This window comes from Pseudodesulfovibrio aespoeensis Aspo-2 (assembly GCF_000176915.2).
GTDB lineage: Bacteria > Desulfobacterota > Desulfovibrionia > Desulfovibrionales > Desulfovibrionaceae > Pseudodesulfovibrio > Pseudodesulfovibrio aespoeensis.
On record NC_014844.1, the window covers coordinates 1,106,227 to 1,129,326 of the forward strand.

A 23,100-nucleotide genomic window follows, 5' to 3' on the forward strand; every position below is an offset into this window, starting at 1 on the left:
AAAAGAGTCAGTAGGTTGTGCCACTATTTCTATTTTCATATGCTTTAAACTAATATGAATTAAGGATTGATGTCATGAAGAAAGCCTGTTTTAAATTTCTGGCCGCGTCATTGCTCCTCGCTTCTATCATGGTATTGCCGGGCTCGGCGCATGGGGCCCAGAGCGATACGCTGAATTATTCCTGGTCGGCCAACGTGGGTCCGTTGAATCCCCATGCCTATTCGCCGAACCAGATGTTCGCGCAGGCAATGGTTTACGAACCCCTTGTCCGGTATGCCAAGGGGGGAACAGTCGTTCCCTGGCTGGCAGAATCCTGGGACATCTCTGCGGATGGCAAGGTGTATACGTTCCACCTGCGCAAGGGTGTCCGTTTCTCGGACGGCACCCCCTTTGACGCAGCCGCCGTGAAAATGAATTTCGACGCCGTACTGAAGAGCGCCCACCGGCACGACTGGCTCGAATTTATCGCCCAGATCGCGCAGACCAAGGTCGTGGACAGCCACACCTTCGAGCTTTCGCTCAAAAACGCTTATTACCCGACCCTCCAGGAGCTGTGTCTCATCAGGCCCATGCGTTTCCTGGCCCCCTCGGGCTTCCCTGACGGCGGCGACACGGCCACGTCGATCAAGGCTCCCATCGGCACCGGCCCCTGGAAGCTCGTGGAAACCCGCAAAGGGGAACATGACCTGTTCGAATCAAATGATCTCTACTGGGGAACCAAGCCGACCTTCAAGCGCCTGATGGTCAAGGTCATCCCCGACTCGGACGGGCGGGCCATCGCCTTTGAAACCGGAGAAATCGACCTGATCTTTGGCTCTGGCGGGCACGGGAGTGGCCAGATCGGCATTGACACCTTCAACCGTTTCGCCGCCATGGGCAATCTGGAAACCGCCATCTCCCATCCTCAGGCGACCCGGGTGCTGGCCATCAACAGCAACCTGTTCCCCACCAACGACCTTGCCGTGCGCCAGGCCATTCTGCACGGGGTCGCCAAGGCGGCCATCGTCAAGCATCTCTTCCTTGGTGTCGAGCCGCAGGCCGACACGCTCTTTTCGCCGGACATGCCCTATTGCGATCTCGGCCTCTCCCCATTTGAACATGACGGGCAAAAGGCCGCGGCCCTGCTTGAGGCAGCGGGGTGGAAGCGTGAAAAAGGCGCGGAATACCTGACCAGGGACGGCAGGGAACTGGCCCTGGACATCTGCTTTGTCGGGAACGACACCCTGCAGAAGTCCGTGGCCGAGGTCATCCAGGGAGACCTGAGACGGCTGGGCATCAAGGTCCGGCTCGTGGGCGAGGAGATGGACTCGTTCCTCACCCGTCAGAAGAGCGGCGAGTTTGGCATGATTTTCGGCGACACCTGGGGCGCTCCCTACGATCCCCACTCCTTTTGCAGCTCCATGCGCCAGCCAGCCCATGCGGACTATCAGGCCCAACTTGGACTGCCCATGAAAAAGGAGATTGACCGCAAGATCGGCGATGTGCTCATCAGCGTGGACGAGCAGACGCGCCAGGATTTGTACCGCGACATCCTGACGACGCTGCACGAGCAGGCCGTCTATCTGCCCCTGTCCTACATGACCAACATCACCGTGCACAGGCCGCAACTCAGGGGCGTGGAATTCGGGCCGACCAAGTACGAATTCCCCTTTGAAAACATGCACTGGGAGCGGTAGATGCTGCGATACATCGTCAAGCGGCTGCTCATCCTCGTTCCCATGCTGCTGGCCGTCTCGATCGTGGTCTTCCTGATCCTGCGGCTTGGCCAGGGCGATCCGGCCATGTCCTACCTCCGGCTTTCCAACATCCCGCCCACCGATGCGGCGCTGGAGGTGGCCAGACAGGAACTCGGCCTGGATCTCCCCCTGCCTGTGCAATACGTCCAGTGGTTGGGCAAGGCCGTGACCATGGATTTTGGTCGCTCCTACGTGACCGGCCTTCCCGTGCTCGGAGAAATCCTCTTCTATCTGCCCAACACGTTGAAGCTTGCCGGGTTCTCCCTGCTGCTGACCCTGATCATCAGCCTGCCCCTGGGCATCTGGTCCGCGCTGGAAAAGGATCGCCTGCCCGACCATCTTACCCGCGCGTTCGCCTTTGCCGGGGTGTCCATGCCCGGATTCTGGCTCGGCTTCATCCTGGTGTGGCTGTTTTCTATCCAGCTCGGCTGGCTGCCGCCGCTGGGCATGGGCGGGCTTGACCACATGATCATGCCCGCCGTGTCCATGTCCCTCATGTCCATGGCCATCAACACCCGGCTCATACGCGGCAACATGCTCGACAACATGCACGCCCGCTACGTGCTCTACGCACGGGTCAGGGGGCTGCCGGAGCGGGTGGTTGTCGGGCGTCATGTCCTGGTCAATTCGCTGATCCCGATCATAACCGCCATCGGCATGCACGTGGGCGAGCTGTTCGGCGGCGCGGTGGTCGCCGAGAGCATCTTCTCCTGGCCGGGCGTTGGCCGATTTGCCGTATCCGCCATCTACAACAGGGATTATCCAGTCATGCAGTGCTTCATCCTCATCATGACGAGCATTTTTGTCCTGATGAACCTTGGCGTGGACATCCTCTATGCATGGCTCGATCCGAGAATCCGACTCGAAGGAGGCGGCGAACGATGAACGCAGGCGATCTTTTTCGCACGATCCGGAAACGGGGCGTCCTTGTCCTGGCCTCGATGTTGGCCGTGGCCGTGATCGCGACAGCTCTCTTTGCCCCGGTCATCGCGCCCGACGACCCATCCGCCGTGGTCCTGGAGAACAAGTTTGCCCCGCCCTCGGCGGCACACCCGCTGGGTTGCGACCATCTGGGCCGGGACGTCCTCTCGCGGCTGGTCTACGGAACCCAGACTTCCATAGGCTCCGTGGCCGCGATTATGGGCATCGTCCTGGTTCTCGGATTCACCATCGGCACAATCTCGGGCTACGCGGGAGGCGCGGTGGACTCCTCGCTGATGCGATTCTGCGATGTCTTCCTCACCTTTCCCACCTTCATTCTCGCCATGTTCCTCATCGGCGTGCTTGGAACGGGCATGGTCAACGTCATCATCGCCGTCGCCCTCACCCACTGGGCCTGGTACGCCCGCATCATCCGCAGCATGGTGCTTTCCCTGAAAAACCGGGACTATGTCCTCGCGGCCAAGGTGGCCGGGACAGGCCGTTTCAAAACGGTCGTGCGCCACATCCTGCCGCCGATCATCGCGCAGTTGCTCATATTGTGTACCTTGGACATCGGCCACATGATGCTCCATGTGTCCGGCCTTTCCTTCCTCGGCCTCGGCGTCACGCCGCCCATGCCCGAGTGGGGGGTCATGATCAGCGACGCGCGGCAATTCATATGGACGCATCCCCTGCTCATCATGCTTCCGGGCGGGATGATCTTTGTCACGGTCATGGCCTTCAACCTGCTGGGCGATGCGCTCAGGGATTCCTTTGACCCGGCCTTGGCCGTGCAGGAGGATATCCGATGACCACGCCTTTTCTGGAGGTTCAGGACCTGCGTGTCCGCGCCGCGGGCAAGGAGCTGATTTCCGGCATTAGCTTCTCGGCCATGCCTGGACGGGTTATGGGCCTCGTCGGGGCCAGCGGCAGCGGCAAGTCCCTGACCTGCCTCTCGGTGCTGGATCTGCTGCCCGAGGGCCTCACCATGGATGGGGGCATCCTCGTGGAGGGCGTGGCCCTCGACAGTCGGGCCAGCAGACGGAACATCCGCGGACGCAAGGTGGGCATGATCCTGCAAAACCCCATGAGCTGCTTCGATCCGGTCTTCACCATCCGCACCCATTTCAGGGAAACCCTCGCGGCGCACGGCATGCTTGGCCCGGACACTGACCGGCGAATGCTGGAAGCGTTGGGAGAGGTCGGGTTCGCCGATCCCGGACCGGTGCCGGGCCTGTACCCGTTTCAGATGAGCGGGGGCATGCTCCAGCGCGTGATGGTGGCCCTGGCCCTCATCCTTGAGGCTCCGTTCCTCATCGCGGACGAGCCGACCACCGACCTCGACACCGTGGCCCAGGCGCGGGTGCTTGATCTGCTGGCCGGGCTCAAGTGTCGGCGGGGGATGGGGATGCTGCTGGTCACCCACGATCTCGGCGTGATCGCCCGTCTGGCCGATGACGTTGCCGTCATGCACCAGGGCGGCATCATTGAACGCGGCACCGTGGACGACATCTTTCGATCACCCCGGCATGACTACACCAGGGAACTGATCGCCACACACCTGCAATTCTCCGGGCAGTACCAAGGGAGCCACAGCCATGCCTGTCATCAAGCTCGATAATGTCACGAAAACATATGGTCGCGGGGGATTCTTCAGCAAGCAGGAGCGCATGGCCGTTCTCAAGGGAGTCAGCCTCTCCCTGCGTGCCGGGGAGTGCCTTGGGCTGGTGGGCAGGAGCGGCAGCGGCAAGAGCACCCTTGGCCGGATCATGCTCGGCCTGGAAGCCCCTGATGCCGGAAACGTCAGGATTCTCGGCCAGGACGTGACCGGTTGCAAAACCCTTTCCCCCAAGCTCAGGCGGGCCGTGCAGGTGGTTTTTCAGGATGCCATCGGCTCCACCAACCCCCGCATGACCGCCGGGGAGATCATCGCGGAGCCGCTTCGCAACTTCGACAGGCTGAAGGGGCAGAAGCTCAAGGACCGCATCGCCGAGCTGCTGGAATGCGTGGGCCTCTCGCCCGACGACGCGAACAAGCTGCCAGGACGGTTCAGCGGAGGCCAACTCCAGAGGATATGCATTGCCCGCGCCCTGGCCCCGGAACCTCGGGTGATCGTCCTTGACGAAGCGGTGAGCAGCCTCGACATGCTGATCCAGGCCCGCATCCTCGACCTGCTTGATTCCCTCCGGCACAAGCTCGGCACGGCTTACCTCTTCGTCACCCATGACCTGCGGCTGGTGCGCCGTTTTTGCGACCACGCCTTTATCATGAGCGACGGGACGCTCCACGCCTTTGACCCGAAGAAAATGACGTCTCTGAACGGCGTGCGAGCCTTGGAGGAACTTTCCCAGGCCATCCTGCCCCCCATGCCGTCCCAGGATCGGCGGGAGCCTCTTTCAGCGTCCGGTCAGTCCGCCGTGTGACCGATGCCATGGTGTGGCTCCGCCAGATCGTTGTCCCAGCGTTGCCTCTGTTCCGGCAAACACCTCGTGCCGAACCGGCCTAGGGCATCATCGGGGCCATGGGCAGCCCTTCGTCAATGTCCAGGCCGCAGATGAGGTTGGCGTTCATGAGGGCCTGGCCGGAGGCGCCGCGGCAGAGGTTGTCGATGGCCGAGAGGATGATCAGCCGGTTGGTCCGGGGGTCCACCACAAGGCCCAGGTCGCAGAAGACCGTGCCGCGCACATGGCGGGTCTCGGGCAGCAGCCCCTTGGGCAGGACGCGCACCAGCGGCTTGTCAGAGTAGAAATCCGTGAAGATGTCGTGGATCTCGTCAATGGTCCGCGTGCCCTTGAGCCGGGTGTAGATGGTCGAGAGGATGCCCCGGTCGATGGGCAGCAGGTGGGTGTTGAAGGAGACCGTGATGTTGGTCTCGGCGAGCTTGGTCAGCTCCTGCTCGATCTCCGGGGTATGGCGGTGGGTGGGCAGGCCGTAGGCGCGGAACGAATCCGCCACCTCGCAGAACAGGGTGCCCACCTTGGCCGCGCGGCCAGCGCCGGACGCGCCGGACTTGGCGTCGATGACGATGTCGCCGGTCTCGACGAGGCCTGCGGTGAGCGCCGGGGCCAGACCAAGAATGGCCGAGGTCGGGTAGCAGCCGGGGTTGGCGATGAGCCGCGCGCCCATGATCCGGTCGAGATAGAGCTCTGGCAGGCCGTACACGGCCTCGGACAGCAGTCCGGCGCGGGTGTGTTCGGTGTCGTACCACTGCTCGTACACGGCTTTGTCGTTAAGGCGGAAATCAGCGGACAGGTCCACCACCTTGACGCCCAGCTCCAGCAACTCGGCGGCGATCTCCATGGCGGTCTTGTGCGGCACGGCCAGAAAGACCACGTCGCACTCCTCGGCCAGATCAGCGGCGTCGGGCCGGGTGATGACCAGCTCGCCCAGGGGCAACCGGTGCAGGAAGGGGTAGATGTCGGCCAGCCGTTTGCCCGCCTCGGCGCGGGAGGTGACACGCACCAGCTCCATGGAGGAGTGGTGGACCATGAGCCGGGCAAGCTCCATGCCGGTATAGCCGGTCACGCCGACCAGCCCCGCCTTGATCATATGGGACATGGCTGTCTCCGTCAGGTTTGTCGTTGGGGAACAGGGGCGGCTCCGGTCGCAGGGGCCGGTCGCGCCACCGTCATGTGGCCATGGGTGCATTGTCTATCGGGTCTTGTTCACGTAGGCCATGCGCAGGTTGTAGACGATGTCGCACAGCAGCTTTTTCTCGCTCTCGTCCAGCCCCTTCTCGAACTTGTCCTTGAGCATGCCGAGCACGTCGATGGTGTGCTTGGCCATCTGCCGCTGGAATTCGACCTTGCCGGTGGTCGGGTCCGGGGCCTCGCCCATGGCGACCATGGCCGACGACGACAGGGAATAGATGAAGGTGGTGAAGTTGATGTCCAGCGGAATCCCCTTCATGGGGTTGTCCTTGCATGTGTTCTCGGCCATCCTCGCCTCCGTCAGCCCGCACCCTTTCGCTGCCTGCAGCGCGCCGTGTGGTGCGGTCTGTCTCTATGGAATGTGATTGCGGATCGCGCCCGCAAGCATTCGTAGTAATTCCTGCGGGCTTCGGAGTCAACAACCGTCCGGCCCGGCGACCTTGCATCGAAAACAGGTTATTTCTTGCCAGATTTGCATATTTTATCTAATCAATTGGAGGATAGGCGAACCGCGCAGGTCTTGGAGCATCTCGTTCAGGGCTGGTGGAAGAGCGCGCGATATTGAACGATAATTGACAGTTACCCCAGAGAGAACCCACGATGACACGCACGAGAACTTTTCGGCTGACGAGTCTGTCTTTCCTCATCGCAATAGTGGCGCTGTCTGGCTGTTCTGGCGGGGACAAGGACAAAAAGGACAAGGCGGCAGCGGGGGGGCGGAAGCCACGCCCATGAAGGTGATCCGGGCCGAGACCAGGGACATGCCCGACTGGGGCGAGTTCGTGGGCCAGATCAACGCGGCGGAGACCGTGGACATCCGCGCCCGCGTGGCCGGGTTTCTGATGCAGAAGAATTTCAAGGAGGGGGCCTCGGTTGCCAAGGGCGACCTGCTTTTCGTCATCGATCCCAAGCCGTTCCAGGAGGATCTCAAGCAGGAGCAGTCCGGCCTGGACTACAACCTGGCCCTGATCAAGAAGGCACAGAAGGATTACGAGCGGTTCAAGAAACTCTACGACGAGGGCGTGGTCAGCCGTGACGAGTACGAGAGTTACCAGACCCAGCTCTCCACCCTCAAGGCCCAGGTCAACGACAACAAGGCCAGGGTCGAGAACGCCAGGATCCAGCTGGGCTATACCAGGATATACTCGCCCATCGACGGCGTCATCGGTCGCGTGCAGGTGGATGTGGGCAACCTCGTGGGCCAGGGCGAGAATACCCTGCTGGCCACGATCTCCACCGTGGACCCGGTCTACGTCAATTTCAGCATCAGCGAGAGCGACTATGTCCGCGCCGTGCGCGACCAGTACGCCAAGGACAGCCGGGGCAACAAGGTTCGGATGATCCTGGCCGACGGCAGCGAATACAACCACGACGGTGCCTACGACATGGTGGACCGGGCCGTGGACCCCGGCACCGGCACCCTGGGCGTGCGCGTCACCTTCCCCAATCCGGCGCACATCCTGCGTCCGGGCCAGTATGCCAAGGTCCGGGTGCTTCTGGACACCATCAAGGACGCGGTGGTCGTTCCGGTCAGGGGCGTCATCGACACCCAGGGCATGAAATCCCTGTTCGTGGTGGATGAATCGGGCGAGGTGCGCAGCCAGCCCGTGACCCTCGGCTTTGCGGTCAATGATCTGGTGGCGGTCAAGGAAGGGCTCAAGGCGGGCGACATGGTCATTGTGGACGGCATCCGGCGGGTCCGAGCGGGCATGAAGATCAAGCCAATCGTGACCCAGGCGGACGATCAGCCGGACGCGGCGGACACCGCCACGCCGGGCGCGGGCGATCCGCAGGGCGGGGCGGGGCAGAACGCGACCAGCCCGGAACAGGCCGGGTAACGGCATGTTCGTCAGATTTTTCATCGACCGTCCCATTTTCGCCTCGGTGGTCGCCATCGTCATCCTGATGGTGGGCACCTTGAGCATCTTCGCCCTGCCCATCGCCCAGTATCCGGAGATTTCGCCGCCCTCGGTCAGGGTCTCGGCCTCCTACACCGGGGCGGACGCCCAGACTGTGGAGGAGTCCGTGGCCACGCCCATCGAGGAGCAGGTCAACGGCGCTCAGGACATGATGTACATGAGCTCCATCTCGGCCAACGACGGCTCCCTGAGCCTGACCGTCACCTTTGAGCTGGGCCGCGATCTGGAGCTGGCCACGGTGGATGTGCAGAACCGGGTCAACCTCGCCCTGCAACAGCTGCCCCAGGAGGTCCGCAACACCGGCGTCCAGGTCAAGAAGCAGTCGCCGGAATTCGTGCTGATCATCAGCCTGACCTCGGACCAGCCCCAGTATGATTCGCTCTTTCTCAACAACTACGCCAAGATCAACCTCTATGATGCCATCAAGCGCATCGACGGCGTGGGCGATGTCAACCTGTTCGGCGATCAGGACTACGGCATGCGCATCTGGCTCAATCCAGACAAGCTCACCAGCTACGGACTGACCGTCACCGACGTGATCAACGCCGTGAACGAGCAGAACGTGCAGGCTCCGGCAGGGCAGCTGGGCATGCCGCCCGCGCCCAAGGGGCAGCAGTTTCAGATGACCCTGCGGGTCAGGGGGCGGCTGACCGACGCCGAGGAGTTCGGCAACATCATCCTCAAGGCCAACCCGGACGGGAGCACCGTCAAGGTGCATGACGTGGCCCGCGTCGAGCTGGGGGCCAAGAGCTACTACACCTTTGCCCGCCTCAACGGCCAGCCCACGGCCTCGCTGCTGGTCTACCAGCTGCCCGGAGCCAACGCCCTGGACGTGGTCAAGGATATCAAGAAGACCATGGCCGAATTGGAAACCTACTTGCCAGAGGGGATCAAGTATTCCGTTCCCTACGACACCACCCGGTTCGTCAACTCGTCCATCGAAGAGGTCATGACCACCCTGTTCGAGGCGCTCGTGCTCGTCTTCCTGGTGGTCTTCATCTTCCTGCAGAACTGGCGCACCACCATCATCCCCATGGTCTGCGTCCCGGTTTCGCTCATCGGCACCTTTGCCCTGTTTCCGCTGCTCGATTTTTCCATCAACACCCTGACCCTTTTCGGGCTCGTGCTGGCCATCGGCATCGTGGTTGACGACGCCATCGTCGTGGTCGAGGCCACGCAGCGCATCATCGACGAGGAGGGCCTCTCGCCCAAGGAGGCCACCAAGAAGGCCATGACCGAGGTCACCGGGCCGATCATCGCCTCCACCCTGGTGCTGGTCGCGGTGTTCATCCCCGTGGCCTTCATGGGCGGCATCACGGGCCAGCTCTACAAGCAGTTCGCCCTGACCCTGTCGGTCTCGGTAGTCATCTCGTCCATCAACGCCCTGACCCTGTCGCCCGCCCTGAGCGCCCTGCTGCTCCGGCCCTATGCGCCCATCCGGGGCCCCCTTGGCTGGTTCTTCACCAAGTTCAACTCGGCCTTCGAGGCCGTGACCAGACGGTACAACGCAGGCGTCGCGGCCATGGTCAGGCGCTCGTTCATGAGCCTTCTGGCGGTGGCGGTGTTCGCCGTGGGCTGCGGCGGGCTGTTCTCCATCCTGCCGTCGAGCTTCGTGCCCGACGAGGACCAGGGGTATCTCATCGTCAATGCCCTGTTGCCCGAGGGGGCGTCGCTCGAGCGGTCCAACGAGGTGGCCGAGCGCATCGAGCAATACCTCAAGACCGCCCCTGGCGTGCACGACTACGTCACCCTGGGCGGTTTCAGCATGCTGACCGGGGCCTATTCTTCGTATTCGACCGCCGTGTTCGTCATGCTTGACGACTGGTCGGAGAGGACCACGCCGGAGCTCTCGTTCGACGCCATCATGGGCCGGGCGCAACAGGAGTTCAGGACCATCCAGGAGGCCATCGTGCTCGGCTTCCAGCCCCCGTCCATCCCCGGCCTCAGCTCCACGGGCGGGTTGCAGTTCGAGTTGCAGGACCGCACCGGCGGCTCCATCGCCGACCTCTCCGCCGTGGCCACGGCCTACATGGAGGCGGCGGGCAAGCGGCCCGAGGTGGCCAACCTGTTCACCTCCTTCAGTTCCCAGGTGCCGCAGTACCTGGTCGAGATCGACCGTGACAAGGTCAAGAAGCTCGGCGTGCCCCTGAACGAGGTGTTCCAGACCCTCCAGACCTACCTGGGCGGCTACTACATCAACGATTTCAACAAGTACGGACGCACCTACCGGGTCATGGCCCAGGCAGAGTCCCAGTACCGCACCCGGCTTGAGGACCTGAACAAGTTCTACATGCGCTCGGCAGCGGGGCAGATGGTGCCGCTGAACACCCTGAGCACCGCCGACCGGACCATGGGGCCGGAGTATATCCAGCGCTACAACATCTTCCGTACCGTGGAGATCAACGCGGCCACGCCGCCGGGCTACAGCTCCGGCCAGACCATCAGTGCCATGGAGGAGGTGGCGGCCTCGTCCCTGCCCGAGGGCTACGGCTTTGACTGGACGGCCATCGCCTACCAGGAGAAGCACTCGGGCGGCCAGACCGGCCTCATCTTCGGGCTGGCCATCGTCATGGTCTTTCTGGTGCTGGCCGCCCAGTACGAGAGCTGGGCCACGCCGTTCGCGGTCATCCTGTGCGTGCCGCTGGGCATCTTCGGGGCCATGGCCTCGCAGTGGATTCGCGGGCTCGACGACAACGTCTATGCCCAGATCGGCCTGGTCATGCTCATCGGGCTGGCGGCCAAGAACGCCATCCTCATCGTCGAATTTGCCAAGGAGAAGCACGAGAAGGGCATGTCCCTGACCGAGGCGGCCTTGTCTGCGGCCCATTTGCGCTTCCGGCCCATCCTCATGACCTCGTTTGCCTTCATCCTTGGCGTCATCCCCCTGGTCACGGCCTCGGGCGCGGGCTCGTCGAGCCGCCACGCGCTCGGCACCTCGGTCTTTGGCGGCATGATCGCGGCCACCTGCCTGGGCGTGCTGGTGGTGCCCGCCCTCTACACCTTTGTGCAGGGCATCGCCCTCAAGTACGGGAGCGGCAAGGACGGCAGTGACGGCAGGCCTGAAGACAAACCAGAAGGCAAATCTGAAGAGAGACGGGAAGAAGGCACGCTATAGCCGGGCAATCGGGCCGGACACGAAATCAAACAGGAAGGCGCTCGAGGGGGCGCCTTCCTGCGTGGAGACGCACGGGCAGGCTGGTCGCGGCCCGTGCATCCCGGTTGCGGCCCTGCCCCTGGCATGATACCCCACCCCCAGATCACAAGGGGGGCGCACAGCCATGTCGTATCTCAAGGAATTTCAGGCAGCGGCGAACCGCACGGCCAAATGGAAGCTGGGCCGGTATGACGTGTCCAAGGCGGCGTCGCCGCCGGATCAGGCCATCCTCAACGCGCTTGAGACTTCAAGCCATATCCCTTTTGCCGAGCGGGCGGGCAAGGGCATGGCCGTCAACTTCGGCATGTTCCACATGCTGGTGAAGCGATTCGGCCAGACCGGCTGCGTCATTACCATGGGGTCCGTGTCGCTGCACGGAATAATGCTCGTGGACGCGCCGCCTGCGCACTTCAAGGGGATGCTGGCCGACCAGAGCGGCGAAGACAAGCTCTCCACCTATCATTTGTGGACCACCTTGCCCGGCGGTGTGATCCTCGATCACGTCATCCTCCCGATCCTGCACCGCGACGGCGTGATCGAAGTCAACGCGGCGATCCCCTCGGAGCGGTATGTCTGCGCCCCGGCGGACGCGCTGCCCCACGGGCTGGCCTATCATCCGGCAGTGGTGGGCGAGGCGTTTTTCGTGGCTTCCGGCACCATTGACCGCGAGGCCATGAGCTATCTCATGGGCGACCGGTTTCCCAGGCAGTATTGAAGCGGGCGCTCAGTCCGTATTGCACGGCCCCAGGGGGTTCCCGCAGTGGGGGCAGACGCGCGTGCGCTCCTTGTCCCTGGCATACTCGACAAACCCGGCGCTGAGGATGCCCGCAGGCACGGCGAACATGCCGATGCCGAGCAGGGCGATGACCGAGGCCAGCACGCGGCCCATGCCCGTGATCGGGTACACGTCGCCGTAGCCCACGGTGGTCAGGGTGACGATGGCCCACCACATGGATTGGGGGATGGAGCTGAAGGCGTCGGGCTGGGCCTCGTTCTCGAAATAGTACATCAGGCTTGAGGCGATGATGAGCAGGATGCCCACCATGAAACCGGCCACCACCAGCTGCTCCTTCTTGCGTACCACCACCCGGTAGAATACCTGGATGGCGTCGGAGTAGCGGCCAAGCTTGAGCACGCGCAGCAGGCGCATGAGCCGGACCGCGCGCAGGAAGATGAGATCCGCAGGCAGCAGGAAGGGCAGGTAGAAGGGGAGAATGGCCAGCAGATCGACCAGCATCAGCGGGGAGAGGGCGTGCCGGGCGCGTCCGGCAAGCCCCTGGGCGCGGTTTGGTCCGCCCACCCAGAGCCGGGCCGCATACTCTGCGGTGAAGATGCCAACGGAAAGCCACTCGAAGGTCCTGAGCCAGAACCCGAACTGCAGGGAGACCTCGCGCACGGTTTCAAGGATCACCGCAGCCACGTTGAGGACGATGAGCGCAATGAGGAACGTCCTGATCTTCCTGGCGCGGCGATCGCGTCCTTCCGGGTCCTCGAGCAGCAGGTAGAGTGTCTCTTTCAGCGGTTCGCCCATGGTGTCTCCCCCCTTATCCCTCTGCCGCAATAGACGCTTTTGACCGCCTTCTGTCAACGGGGGCGATGCGGACCGCCTTGCGTCCTCGCTTTTGCAAATTCCGGGCATCGGGTGTACACCACTGACGAAACGACCCCTATATCAAATGGATGATTGTGACGATGAGGTTTGTCGACAGGATTCGCAAGCAAGGGTACACTCGCTATCGCGGCGCGGTGGACGCCTCGGTGTACGAGTATTTCAATTGCGACTGCTCGTGGAAGGCCGTCTGGTATCTCAAGGACGGCCACTACCAGTGCTGTGGTTGCAAGGAACGGTGCGAAACCTCTGACCCGGACGGATTCCAGCTCTTTCTCGACACACGCTAGCCAACAGGATCGAGCATGCGCCATATCACACGCCTGACACTGAGCCTTGCCGTGGCGGTCCTCATCGCCGTTCCGGCCCTTTTTGCCGCCCCGGCGACCGCGACGGAGTTTACGGACATGGATGTCTGCCTTGGCAGGCAGGTGCTGGCGCGCATGCTCTGCAAGCCGGTGGAGGAGATCAACTATGTCTCCAAGCTGCGCGAGGACATGTATTTGTTCTCGGTCTTCTACGCCAACCGCGAGACCCATTTCTTCGTGGGCGTCGGCAACGACATCATCCGGGTGCAGGGCAAGGAGTTCAAGACCGTGACCCGGACCATCTCCTACAAGTTCGATTCCGCGTCCAGGTGCGGCGTGGTGGAGTATGTCGCGCCCGGCTGTCCGGCCTCGGGCCGCATCGTTTGCTGCGCCCAGAAGAGCGCCGAGGAGACCCTGGAGGACACCTTCTGGGACCGGCCCATTCCGGAGCTGTTGGAGGAGGATCTGCGTAAGGCGTTGCAGGGTGCCAACGCCACCGAGCCGGAAGACGGCGGGCAGCAGGGTCAATAGGGAGCCGACAGTCGGATCAGCAACGCCCCCCTTGCTCACAGGCGAGGAGGGCGTTGTCGCGTCTGCCGGGCCGGGCAGGCCGTCAGATGCGGCGCAGCCAGACAGCCAGGCCAAGGGCCCCGACCGCCGGATACAGGGGCCACCACACTTCATAGACGAGGCAGGTGATGCCCACGCCGCCGAGCACGGCCACATAGGCCCAGGCCTCGATCATGCGTTGCAGCGAGACCCGCGCCCTGGGATCGATTCCCCCGTGCCGGAACGACGAGAGCAGCCAGTTGGAGGAATCCTCCACAGGGGCCGGTCGGTGCGACGACTGGAGCTTCCTGCCGCATGATTCGCAGGAGCGGGCGACTTCGTCATTTTTCTTGCCGCAGCGGTTACAGACAATCACGGTGTTTTATTGCCTTTTCATTCAAGGCGGTCAAGCGCAACGCGACCGGGGTGTTGACTCGGCGCGTGTTCTGTGGATACAGCTTCAGAAAATCCCGCCTGAGGTGCCGTCCAGATTATGACCCGAACCGTCCGCCTGCTCATCAAGAATCCCGTCGAGGTGGATCGCGAGGTCCGCACCATCATAGCCTCCATGTTCCCGGCCTTCGACTTTGCCGACTACCAGACGGCCTTTGCCGACGTGGACCGCCTCTTTCACGGCAGGATGGAAGGGTTTCACCCCTGCGATACTGGCTACCACGACTGGAGCCACACCTTGGGCGTGCTCCTGGCCACGGCCCGGCTGCTGCACGGCGTCCATCTCGACCGCCAGGAGCTTTCGCCGCGCATCGTGGGGCTGGCCCTTGCGGCAGCCCTGTTTCACGACACGGGCTACATCCGCCGCGAGGAGGAGCGCATCGGCACCGGCGCACGCTTCACCGCCACCCATGTGGCCCGGTCCATCGACCGGCTTGAGGAGTATGCGGACAGGCGCGGCTGGCCAGTGGCCGACATGCTGGACATGGAGTGCATGATCCAGTGCACTGATCCCGGCTGCTCGCCCAGGGCCGTGGTCCACACCAACCTCGAAGCCATGCTTGCGGCCCACATCCTGGCCACCGCGGACATCATCGCCCAGATGGCCGACGACATCTACCTCGAAAAACTTGATCTCCTGTACGGCGAATTTGCCGAGGCAGGCATCACGGACTTCACCTCCGAATACGACCTGGCCGCCAGGACGCGCGGTTTTCACTCCTTTATGCGGACCCGGATGGAGAACTCGCTCTCCAATGTCATCGGGTGCATGGGCTCCCACTTCAGGCAGCGCCACGGCGTGGAGCGCGACGCCTACTCCGAGGCGGCCCGGCGCAACATGAACTACCTCGGCCTGATCCTCGACCAGTACGGCCCGGAGTTCCGCAAGGGGCTTCGCCGTCGCCTGGACCGCAAGGAACATCCGTTCCAGATGGCCGCCTGACCGCCCTGGTCCGGGAGGCGTTTGCACAGCCCGCGTGTAGGGGGGCCGGACCAAGCCAGGGGGGATGTCGGGAAAATCATATTTATTTTGCAAAAAAATGAGAGTTCGCCTAGGGTTCGATACAAATCAACCCTGTGAATGCATGGCGTCGGGAGAGCATGAGCGCACCACCACCGGAAGCCGGCGGCCCCCAACTGGACAAGGCCCAGCGGCTCACCGCCTACCAGCACAAGCTGCGCGCCCTCAAGGAGCGCTCCTCCCTGCGCGAGGTCATGGAGCGCGAGCTGCTGCTGGAATTCATCAGGGTCAACCACGCCAACATCAGCGAATACCCGCTGCTCAAGGCCCAGCAGAGTAGCGTCATCGAGTTGCTCTGCGGCCGCACAGGGCATCCGGGCTACGAATACATCCACAAGCACGTCGCGGGATTCATCGTCCAGCTTGGTCACTACGAGAAGGCGGTCAAGACCGGGGACACGGTTCGCGCCGACGAATTGCAGGCCGGGTTGCTGAACACCGAGTCCATGCTCATCAAGTGCGTCCAGGGCATTGTCTATGCCATGGCCCTGATCACCGACAATTTCGAGGAGATCGTCCTCCATTACTTTGGCCAGGGCGCTCTCAAGGAATACAGCGACCTGATCGAGAAGCATGAACTGAACGAGCGGTTCTGGAAGGCCTTTGTCCAGCAGTTCATCGCCATGCGCGTGGCTGGAGCCCATCGCGAAATCCTCGCCGGGGAGCGGTTTACCGTGACCAAGGAGAAGAACTTCCTGGTCATCCGGTTCCTGTTTGACGACATCCTGGCCCGGCTCAATCCCACGGACCAGAAAATCGAGAAGACGCGCATCCAGAAAAGCTATGTTGCCAGCCGCACCGAGTTCGACGGACGCAGGCGGGCCAAGCTCATCCAGACCGTGCTGACCAAGGGGCTGGCCGGGCTCTCCCAGGCCAGGGACATGACGGCTGGCGAACTGCTTCAGGCGGCCCGCATCGCCTGCATCGATCCGGTGGGGACCATTTTTGAAACCACGTATGAAAAGCGCGCCCTGGACAGGGCCGCGTCAGGCGGACCGGGCGACCCGGAGCAGGCCAGACGGGAGCAGATCGAGTTCAAGTTCCTGATGGATCAGGTGGTGGCTGTCGGGCTTGGCGCAGCCATCGCCATTGGCCGGACCAGTGACCATTTCTACAACGCCCTCGAAGAGTTCGTGCCCGACCAGATCGAGGCCATCCGCCCTCTGGCGCGGGATTTCAGCATCCCCACCCTGGAGAAGCTGCTTTTCTTTCTGCTCGAAAACCACACCATCCACATCCTCACGGAAACAGGCCGGGAAGAGGGCGGCAAGATCCAGGTGCGCAGCGGGCGCGCCCGGCGCGTGTCCAGCGCCACGGTGGACGGGCTGCCCGGCATGAGCAAGATCCGCAAGACCCAGCTCTTTGCCAACGACACCACCCGCGAGGGCATGCTCCTGTTCAAGTCCAAGACCGGCAAGCAGCTGGCCGCGGCCACGGACATGCTCAGTCTCGAACCCGACCTCAAGGAGCAGTTGTCCGCCCAGTGGAACGAGGCCATCTTCCGGGTGGACATCATGGTCCTGATCAATCTGGAGCAGGTGGTCAGGACGACCACGAACCTCAAGGTGAAGCTGGGAGAGATCCTACAGAAATACGGCGTGGGCAGACGGGATGTCCAGCCCCAGGCCGCTGCCGTCGAACCAGGGTCGCCCGCGCCAGGGGGCGGGCCTGAAATCGAGCCAAAAATCGAACCAAAAATCGAGCCAGCGCCCGAGCCAGCATCCGAACCGAACACGCCCGACCCGGCTCCAGACCCCGCCTGAGCAGAATCCGTTCCGCTTGCCAGCGCATTTGTCTTCGATCCAGGCCACCGGTCTGGGCCACCGGTCTGGGCCGCTATCTGGGAAAAACGATGGTCTTGTTGCCGTCCACGATGACCCGGTCCTCCAGGTGCCACTTGACCGCCCTGGCCAGGACATGGCGCTCGATGTCTGCGCCCAGCCGCTTGAGGTCGTCGAGGTCGTGGCTATGCGTGACCCGGATGACGTCCTGCTCGATGATCGGCCCCTCGTCCAGCTCCTGGGTGACGTAGTGGGCTGTGGCCCCGATGAGCTTGACCCCGCGCTGGTGCGCCTTGCGGTAGGGGTCGGCCCCGACAAAGGCGGGCAGGAACGAGTGGTGGATGTTGATGATCTGGCGGTTGAAGCGGGCCACGAAGTCCTGGGTCAGGATCTGCATGTACCGGGCCAGGACGATCAGGTCCGCCTGCCCCTCCATGAGGTCCATCATGGTGTCCTCGGCGCCGACCTTGTCGCGCAGGGTCGGCCCCACCGGAACGTGGTGAAAGGGCACGCCAAAATGCTCCACCGAGCCGCGCAGGTGCGGATGGTTGCTGATGACCATGGACACATCGGTCTCCAGGTCGCCCCGTTTCCACCGCCACAAGAGCTCCATCAGGGCGTGGTCCACCCTGGAGCAGAGGATGACCATCTTCTTCGGCTCCCAGACCGGGTTGAGGCTCCAGTCCATGATGAACCCGTTGCTGACCTGCCCGGCGAATTCCGCGCGCAACTGCTTGAGCCCGTCGAGATCAAGCCCCGGCAGGTAGAACTCGTTGCGCATGAAGAAGCGGCCCCCCTCGGGGTCGGTCGAGTGCTGGTTGGAGTGGATGATGTTGGCGTTCTTCCTGTGCAGGAATCCGCTGACAGCGGCCACGATGCCGGGCTGGTCCGGGCAGGTGATGAGCAGCCGGACGGTGCTTTCCTTGGAGTCTGTCATGGTCGTGTGTCGCCTGCTTGCTGATGGACGCTCCCCGGCCTTGCGGGCAGCGCGAATGACTGGGCCTGACCGAGCCATCTACCCCAAAAAACGGACGAATAAAAGTCTTTTGCGCCAGCCGGTTCCGGGCGCGCTCCGGGCAAAAGCCGGGGGGCACCGATTGCGCGCCGCGCCGATTTGCTATAGGGTCGTGATTCCACGAAAACGCGAACCCTTGAAGGAAACATATATGTCCGAAGCTGCTCTCAAGAAGGTCATGGATCATGCTGCCGCCGGGCTGACCGCGCGCAAGGCGTTTTTCGACGCCAAGGCCGGGCTGGTGGTCGAGATTGCCAGGGCCATAGCCGTGTGCCTGGCCAGCGGGGGAAAGGTCATGTTCTGCGGCAACGGCGGCAGCGCAGCCGACAGCCAGCATCTGGCCGCCGAGTTCACCAATCGCTTCAGACTCGAACGTCCGCCCCTGCCCGGGCTGGCCCTGACCACCGACACCTCGGCCTTGACCGCCATCGGCAATGACTACAGCTTTGACGAGGTCTTTTCCAAGCAACTCCAGGCCCTGGGCCGCCCCGGCGACATCCTGGTGGGCCTTTCCACCTCGGGCACCAGCGCCAACGTCATCCGGGCCATGCGCGAGGCTCGGCGCGCCAGCATTGTCACCGTGGGGCTGTCAGGCCAGAGCGGCGGCGAGATGACAGCGGTTTCCGACTTCCTGGTGACCGTGCCGTCCACCGACACTGCCGTGATCCAGGAAATCCACATCGCCGCCGGGCACATGCTGTGCCATCTGGTGGATCATTTCCTGTTCGAGGCCGTGTCCGAACTCACCCCGTTTCTCCCCCAGCAATCCTAGCAGCCAAACACCATGCGCACCCTCATCGTCGAAGACACGCTCATCAATCAGGAATTCCTCAGGATGATCATGTCCGCCTGGGGGGAATGCCACGTGGCTGACTGCGGCGAGCGGGCGGTCGATGTCTTTGCCGGAGCGCTGGAAGTCGCCCCGTTCGACATCGTGCTCATGGACGTCATGCTGCCCGGCATCGACGGGTTGCAGACCCTGGAACGCATCCGAGCCTTGGAGCAAAGCCGCGGCATCCTGCCCGGCGACGGGATCAAGGCGATCATCACCACGGCCCTGGACGAGGCGGACAGGGCGGCCCAGCTCCGTGACCATGGTTTCGCCGTGTCCTGCCTCGCCAAGCCCGTGCGTCAGGACGCCGTGGAACGGGAACTCAGGAAGTTCGGCCTCATCGGCTGAGTCCGGCCTCTGTCTGCCCTCATCTGTCTGCTTTGTCGTCGGTTGTCTCCTGGGTGCGGGCATGCACCACGCGGATGATTTCTCCGGTCAGGGCGGTCGCCTCCACGGGCTTGGCGACGTAGCCGTCCATGCCCGCCTCCAGGAGTTTTCTGCGGTCGCCGGACATGGCAAAGGCGGTCAGGGCGATGATGGGGATGTCTTTATTGGCTTCGCCCGCCCCCCCCTGCCTGATGGCCCTGGTGGCGGTCACCCCGTCCATGACGGGCATATGCACGTCCATGAGCACCACGTCGAATTCGTTTTGGCGCAGGGCGGTCAGAACCTGCCCGCCGTTGTCGCAGACCGTGACCTGACACCCCGCCTTTTCCAGGTGCCGCCTGGCGGCGATGGCGCTGACCCGGTCGTCTTCGGCCAGGAGCACGGCAAGGGAAATCGCCGTGTCTGCCGGGCCGGTTTTTTCCATATGGGTGGCGGGTTCCGCTCCCTGCGCCGTGCCGAAATTGATGCTCAGGTGGACCGTGGTGCCCACCCCGACCCGGCTTTCGATGCACAGGGTGCCGCCCATGAGGGCGACAAGCCGCTTGGTGATGGACAGGCCGAGCCCGGCACCCTGGTATTGCCGGTTCCAGCTGTCGTCCACCTGGGTGAAGGGCTGGAACAGCTGGCCCAGGCGGTCGTCCGGGATGCCGCATCCCGTGTCCTTGATTGAGAAGAGCATCCGGCACGAGCCCGGCTTCAGGGGCGACAGGGTGGTTGCCTCCACGGTGACAGTCCCGGAACTCGTGAATTTGAGGGCGTTGCCCACCAGATTGCTGATCACCTGCTGCAGGCGTATGGCGTCGCCCAGCAGTGTTGTCGGTATTTTAGGCGAGACGCGGAACTCGAAGTCTATGCCCGACTGGTTGGCCACGGGCAGGAAGAGATCCCGGACCGTGTTCAGGGATTCGTGCAGGTTGAACGGTTCGGCCATGATGATCAGTTTCTCGGCCTCGATCCGCGAGATGTCCAGGATGTCGGAGAGCAGGCGGGTCAGCCGCCTCGACGCCTGGATGGCGTTGCCCACATAGTCGTCCTGTTCATGGTCGAGCCGGGTCTGCTGCATCAGCTGGAGCATGCCGAGGATGCCGTTCAGGGGAGTGCGGACCTCGTGGCTCATGTTGGCCAGGAACTGGGACTTGGCCCTGGTGGCGGATTCAGCCGTCTCCTTGGCCGCGATCAGTTCGGCCTCGTACTTCTTGCGGTCGGTGACATCCCTGGCGATGGCGTAGGTCAGCCCTTTGTCCGCCATGGGGCGCGCCACCCAGTTGAGCCAGATGTACTCGCCGGACTTGCACCGGTACCGGTTCTCGAAATTCACGACTTCATCACCGGCCATCAGCTTGTCCCGGATGATATCGGCGGTCATCTGCACGTCGTCCGGATGGACCAGGGCCGTGTATGGCTGGCGCAACAGTTCCTCCTCGGAATAGCCAAGGGTGGACATGAAGGCGGGATTGATCCGGAGAAACCGCGCGCTCCGGTTGTCGGATATGCTGATCATGTCCTTTGACAGCTCGAAGATGCGCCGCAAGTCCTCCTGCGCCTGCATCCGCTCCGTGACATCGGCGAAGATGCAGGCAAAGCGGCCCGGCGCGGGGCGGAACGCCGTCACCTCGAAGTGCTTCCTCAGCATGTGGGAGTAGCTTTCGAAGTGCAGCGGCTCCCCGGTGAGGGCCACATGGCCGTATTTTTCCACCCAGGCAGACTCTGTGTCGGGCAGGATTTCGAGCACCGTGTGGCCGAGGACCTCCTCGGCCTTCATGCCCGTGTGCGACTCAAAGGCGGGGTTGACCGCAAGGAAGCGGTAGTCGATTGGTCTTCCGCTCTCGTCGCAGATGATCTCGTGGACGGCGAACCCGTCGAGCATCTTCATGAACAGGCTCTCGTAATCCTGTTCCGCCTGCCGCTGCTCGGTGATGTCCCGGCTGATGGACAGGGCGGATTGGATTTGCCCATTGGCGTCGAACTCCGGGATGAGCCGCCAGTTGAAAATCACCGGCCCCTTGCGGCTCTCAAAAGGAAACTCCGTTTCTACGGGCTCTCCGGTCTCGAAGACTGTTTTGATGACCTTGCCCCAGAACAGGCAATCCTGCTCCGGGAATCCAAGCTCCGCATGGGTCTTGCCGAGGAACGCCTCGGACGTTGGCTCCACATAGGCCTGGACGCTGTCCGAGACAAAGAGGTGGCGGCCCTCCCTGTCAAAGCGCATGACGATGTCCGGCATGCCTGCGAGCAGGGCGCGATAGCTCTCCCGGCTCTGAAACAGCGCCTGCTCGAAACGTTTGTGTTCCGTGACATCCTGGTTGGCGCCGATGGTCTTGACGGGGTTGCCGTGGGTGTCGCGCAGGAGCAGGTAGGTGACCACGATGTGTCTGACCTCGCCGTCGCGGCGCACGATGCGATGTTCCAGCCGGGCGGTGTAGTTTGGCTTCTGAGTGACCAGGACCCGGGCCACTTCCCTGGATACCATCGTGGCGTCGTCGGGATGCAGGAATTCGCGCTCATAGGTTTCGCTGGTCATGTGATAGCCGCCCTCGCGCTGCGCCGTGGTCCCGTACAAGGAGTAGAACTGGTCGTTGAACAGGAACGTGCGGGTCGCAATATCCATTTCCCATGGGGCGATATCGGCCATATCCATGGCCAGCCGCAGTCGGGTCTGGCTCTCCTCCAGCTCGCTGCGCTGTCGATTCAGGGCCTCCTGCACCTGCTTGCGTTCGGTGATGTCCTGGCAGGTGCCCTGCATGACCGTGGCTTGTCCTGTGCCGTCATCTTTGCGCATCCCGCGCATGGCCACAGTTCGGGTGGTTCCGTCAGGCCTTTTGATGCGAAAATCGAGAGAGAACGCGCCCGACTCCCGTGTTCGCGACAGGATGTTCTTCACGGCCTGCACGTCGTCGGGATGGATGCTTTGGATGAACGTGTCGCGGTTTGGCGGTCCCTGCTCACTGTCGAGATCCCACAGGCGGAACATCTCGTCCGACCAAGTGGCCGTGCCGGTCGCGGAGTCATAGGTCCACGAGCCGATCAGGGCCAGCTTCTGCGCCTCGACGAGGTGGAGGCGGTTCTCGGCCAGTATCTGTTCGGCCAGCCCGCGCCGCAGCCGATTGATCAGTAGTAGGCCCATCAGGCAGGTGCCCACCGGGAACAGGAGCAGGACCGGGGCCGTGATCCTGGCCAGCACGACTTTTGCCGTTTCCCAGGGCAGGGTGAGCATCAGGGCCAGCATGGTCAGGTGGAGCGTCAGGCCGAACAGGAACATCTCCCCCCAGGATGCGTCTGCCAGGGGTTTTTTCTTCATGTGCCGCCAGATGACGCCGATGGCCCCGGTGGCCACGATCACGGTCACCCCGGTCCAGGCTCCCTGGCCGCCCAGGGTCAGCCTGAAGGCCGCGGTGGCGATCACGGCCACAACGGTCGCCACGGTGCCGAAGAACAGACCCGAGATGCCGAGCAGCACCGAGCGGGCGTCGAAGACCACGCCGGGCAGAAGTGTCCAGGGCGTGGACATGATGACCATGCCGATGGCTCCGAGCACGAGGCCCGCAAAGACCTGCCTGAGCGAAGCCTTCCCCGCCGTCCACCGGGCGGCAAAGACATCGTAGAAGATGGCGGCAGCCAGCAGGAGCGACACGTTCTGGGCCAGGGAGATAAAGGAGGCGGTCATCATCGACGCACCATGGGAGCGTGCCTCCTGGCGTTGGCCCTGGGTTTATGCCGCATGCGATTCCCCTTTCCCCTGGTTTGCCGCCTGCCCTGGCGCAGCCA

Annotated in this window: 20 protein-coding genes; 14 read left to right on the forward strand and 6 right to left on the reverse strand. The window is 63.1% G+C overall.

Annotation, left to right across the window (positions count from 1 at the left end):
* Window positions 1–128: 128 nt before the first annotated feature.
* Genes nikA through DAES_RS04930 form a run of 5 tightly spaced genes read left to right on the forward strand, consistent with a single transcriptional unit; the run spans window position 129 to window position 5,080 of the window.
* On the forward strand, window positions 129–1,676 hold the full coding sequence (gene nikA / locus DAES_RS04910) for a nickel ABC transporter substrate-binding protein (protein ID WP_236608490.1): 1,548 nt from the start codon (window positions 129–131) through the stop codon (window positions 1,674–1,676).
* Window positions 1,677–2,621, forward strand: coding sequence for a nickel ABC transporter permease subunit NikB (nikB, locus tag DAES_RS04915; RefSeq protein ID WP_013513930.1), 945 nt, complete (start codon window positions 1,677–1,679; stop codon window positions 2,619–2,621). It abuts the gene before it with no gap.
* The gene (nikC, locus tag DAES_RS04920) at window positions 2,618–3,469 is read left to right on the forward strand and encodes a nickel ABC transporter permease subunit NikC (protein ID WP_013513931.1); all 852 of its coding nucleotides are present in this window, start codon (window positions 2,618–2,620) and stop codon (window positions 3,467–3,469) included. Before nikB ends, nikC begins: the two co-directional genes overlap by 4 nt.
* A complete protein-coding gene (locus DAES_RS04925) occupies window positions 3,466–4,278 on the forward strand; it encodes an ATP-binding cassette domain-containing protein (RefSeq protein ID WP_013513932.1) in 813 nt (270 codons plus the stop codon). The genes nikC and DAES_RS04925 overlap by 4 nt, the downstream gene beginning before the upstream one ends.
* Window positions 4,256–5,080, forward strand: coding sequence for an ABC transporter ATP-binding protein (locus DAES_RS04930; protein ID WP_013513933.1), 825 nt, complete (start codon window positions 4,256–4,258; stop codon window positions 5,078–5,080). Before DAES_RS04925 ends, DAES_RS04930 begins: the two co-directional genes overlap by 23 nt.
* Before the next feature lie 79 nt (window positions 5,081–5,159).
* On the opposite strand, the gene argC is transcribed toward DAES_RS04930, so the two are convergent.
* Window positions 5,160–6,215, reverse strand: coding sequence for an N-acetyl-gamma-glutamyl-phosphate reductase (argC, locus tag DAES_RS04935; RefSeq protein WP_013513934.1), 1,056 nt, complete (start codon window positions 6,213–6,215; stop codon window positions 5,160–5,162).
* A gap of 93 nt (window positions 6,216–6,308) precedes the next feature.
* Window positions 6,309–6,596: a DUF1844 domain-containing protein gene (locus tag DAES_RS04940; protein WP_013513935.1), complete on the reverse strand. Its 288-nt coding sequence runs from the start codon at window positions 6,594–6,596 to the stop codon at window positions 6,309–6,311.
* A 442-nt stretch (window positions 6,597–7,038) separates the two neighbouring features.
* Here DAES_RS04940 and DAES_RS04945 point away from each other — a divergent pair, with 442 nt between their 5' ends.
* The 3 genes from DAES_RS04945 (at window position 7,039) to DAES_RS04955 (ending at window position 12,095) form a co-directional block, all read left to right on the forward strand.
* Entirely contained in the window at window positions 7,039–8,145 is a 1,107-nt protein-coding gene (locus DAES_RS04945) for an efflux RND transporter periplasmic adaptor subunit (protein ID WP_013513936.1), read from the forward strand.
* 4 nt (window positions 8,146–8,149) lie between these two features.
* Window positions 8,150–11,341 carry an efflux RND transporter permease subunit gene (locus DAES_RS04950; protein WP_013513937.1) on the forward strand — a complete coding sequence of 1,064 codons (3,192 nt, stop codon included), beginning with the start codon at window positions 8,150–8,152 and terminating at the stop codon, window positions 11,339–11,341.
* Between the two features lie 163 nt (window positions 11,342–11,504).
* Window positions 11,505–12,095 (forward strand): hypothetical protein, encoded by a 591-nt coding sequence (locus DAES_RS04955; RefSeq protein ID WP_013513938.1) that lies wholly within the window; start codon window positions 11,505–11,507, stop codon window positions 12,093–12,095.
* Window positions 12,096–12,104: 9 nt separating this feature from the next.
* Here the strand turns inward: DAES_RS04955 and DAES_RS04960 are convergent, their stop codons facing one another.
* On the reverse strand, window positions 12,105–12,911 hold the full coding sequence (locus DAES_RS04960) for an ion transporter (RefSeq protein WP_013513939.1): 807 nt from the start codon (window positions 12,909–12,911) through the stop codon (window positions 12,105–12,107).
* Between the two features lie 161 nt (window positions 12,912–13,072).
* Between DAES_RS04960 and DAES_RS04965 the strand changes: the two genes are divergently transcribed.
* A complete protein-coding gene (locus DAES_RS04965) occupies window positions 13,073–13,279 on the forward strand; it encodes a hypothetical protein (protein WP_041271356.1) in 207 nt (68 codons plus the stop codon).
* Between the two features lie 15 nt (window positions 13,280–13,294).
* Window positions 13,295–13,828, forward strand: coding sequence for a hypothetical protein (locus DAES_RS04970; protein ID WP_013513941.1), 534 nt, complete (start codon window positions 13,295–13,297; stop codon window positions 13,826–13,828).
* An 82-nt stretch (window positions 13,829–13,910) separates the two neighbouring features.
* Here the strand turns inward: DAES_RS04970 and DAES_RS04975 are convergent, their stop codons facing one another.
* Window positions 13,911–14,222, reverse strand: a complete 312-nt coding sequence (locus tag DAES_RS04975) for a zinc-ribbon domain-containing protein (RefSeq protein ID WP_013513942.1) — start codon at window positions 14,220–14,222, stop codon at window positions 13,911–13,913.
* 117 nt (window positions 14,223–14,339) lie between these two features.
* Here DAES_RS04975 and DAES_RS04980 point away from each other — a divergent pair, with 117 nt between their 5' ends.
* Both DAES_RS04980 and DAES_RS04985 read left to right on the forward strand, forming a co-directional pair.
* Window positions 14,340–15,242, forward strand: coding sequence for a hypothetical protein (locus DAES_RS04980; RefSeq protein WP_013513943.1), 903 nt, complete (start codon window positions 14,340–14,342; stop codon window positions 15,240–15,242).
* A gap of 158 nt (window positions 15,243–15,400) precedes the next feature.
* Complete coding sequence (locus tag DAES_RS04985; protein ID WP_013513944.1) at window positions 15,401–17,083, forward strand: hypothetical protein; 1,683 nt, start codon at window positions 15,401–15,403, stop codon at window positions 17,081–17,083.
* 73 nt (window positions 17,084–17,156) lie between these two features.
* On the opposite strand, the gene purU is transcribed toward DAES_RS04985, so the two are convergent.
* Window positions 17,157–18,038: a formyltetrahydrofolate deformylase gene (gene purU / locus DAES_RS04990; RefSeq protein ID WP_013513945.1), complete on the reverse strand. Its 882-nt coding sequence runs from the start codon at window positions 18,036–18,038 to the stop codon at window positions 17,157–17,159.
* 229 nt (window positions 18,039–18,267) lie between these two features.
* On the opposite strand from purU, the gene DAES_RS04995 reads away from it, so the two are divergent.
* Together DAES_RS04995 and DAES_RS05000 are read left to right on the forward strand one after the other, a co-directional pair.
* Window positions 18,268–18,888, forward strand: a complete 621-nt coding sequence (locus DAES_RS04995; protein ID WP_013513946.1) for a D-sedoheptulose 7-phosphate isomerase — start codon at window positions 18,268–18,270, stop codon at window positions 18,886–18,888.
* A 12-nt stretch (window positions 18,889–18,900) separates the two neighbouring features.
* Complete coding sequence (locus tag DAES_RS05000; protein ID WP_013513947.1) at window positions 18,901–19,296, forward strand: response regulator; 396 nt, start codon at window positions 18,901–18,903, stop codon at window positions 19,294–19,296.
* Between the two features lie 19 nt (window positions 19,297–19,315).
* Here DAES_RS05000 and DAES_RS16905 read toward each other — a convergent pair whose 3' ends face one another.
* A complete protein-coding gene (locus DAES_RS16905; RefSeq protein WP_013513948.1) occupies window positions 19,316–23,002 on the reverse strand; it encodes a PAS domain S-box protein in 3,687 nt (1,228 codons plus the stop codon).
* Window positions 23,003–23,100: the final 98 nt, after the last annotated feature.

Bases quoted from the DNA above. Each gene is read 5' to 3' on its own strand.
- nikA (WP_236608490.1), top strand. From the start codon at position 129: ATGGTATTGCCGGGCTCGGCGCATGGGGCCCAGAGCGATACGCTGAAT.
- nikB (WP_013513930.1), top strand. From the start codon at position 1,677: ATGCTGCGATACATCGTCAAGCGGCTGCTCATCCTCGTTCCCATGCTG.
- nikC (WP_013513931.1), top strand. From the start codon at position 2,618: ATGAACGCAGGCGATCTTTTTCGCACGATCCGGAAACGGGGCGTCCTT.
- DAES_RS04925 (WP_013513932.1), top strand. From the start codon at position 3,466: ATGACCACGCCTTTTCTGGAGGTTCAGGACCTGCGTGTCCGCGCCGCG.
- DAES_RS04930 (WP_013513933.1), top strand. From the start codon at position 4,256: ATGCCTGTCATCAAGCTCGATAATGTCACGAAAACATATGGTCGCGGG.
- argC (WP_013513934.1), bottom strand. From the start codon at position 6,215: ATGTCCCATATGATCAAGGCGGGGCTGGTCGGCGTGACCGGCTATACC.
- DAES_RS04940 (WP_013513935.1), bottom strand. From the start codon at position 6,596: ATGGCCGAGAACACATGCAAGGACAACCCCATGAAGGGGATTCCGCTG.
- DAES_RS04945 (WP_013513936.1), top strand. From the start codon at position 7,039: ATGAAGGTGATCCGGGCCGAGACCAGGGACATGCCCGACTGGGGCGAG.
- DAES_RS04950 (WP_013513937.1), top strand. From the start codon at position 8,150: ATGTTCGTCAGATTTTTCATCGACCGTCCCATTTTCGCCTCGGTGGTC.
- DAES_RS04955 (WP_013513938.1), top strand. From the start codon at position 11,505: ATGTCGTATCTCAAGGAATTTCAGGCAGCGGCGAACCGCACGGCCAAA.
- DAES_RS04960 (WP_013513939.1), bottom strand. From the start codon at position 12,911: ATGGGCGAACCGCTGAAAGAGACACTCTACCTGCTGCTCGAGGACCCG.
- DAES_RS04965 (WP_041271356.1), top strand. From the start codon at position 13,073: ATGAGGTTTGTCGACAGGATTCGCAAGCAAGGGTACACTCGCTATCGC.
- DAES_RS04970 (WP_013513941.1), top strand. From the start codon at position 13,295: ATGCGCCATATCACACGCCTGACACTGAGCCTTGCCGTGGCGGTCCTC.
- DAES_RS04980 (WP_013513943.1), top strand. From the start codon at position 14,340: ATGACCCGAACCGTCCGCCTGCTCATCAAGAATCCCGTCGAGGTGGAT.
- DAES_RS04985 (WP_013513944.1), top strand. From the start codon at position 15,401: ATGAGCGCACCACCACCGGAAGCCGGCGGCCCCCAACTGGACAAGGCC.
- purU (WP_013513945.1), bottom strand. From the start codon at position 18,038: ATGACAGACTCCAAGGAAAGCACCGTCCGGCTGCTCATCACCTGCCCG.
- DAES_RS04995 (WP_013513946.1), top strand. From the start codon at position 18,268: ATGTCCGAAGCTGCTCTCAAGAAGGTCATGGATCATGCTGCCGCCGGG.
- DAES_RS05000 (WP_013513947.1), top strand. From the start codon at position 18,901: ATGCGCACCCTCATCGTCGAAGACACGCTCATCAATCAGGAATTCCTC.
- DAES_RS16905 (WP_013513948.1), bottom strand. From the start codon at position 23,002: ATGATGACCGCCTCCTTTATCTCCCTGGCCCAGAACGTGTCGCTCCTG.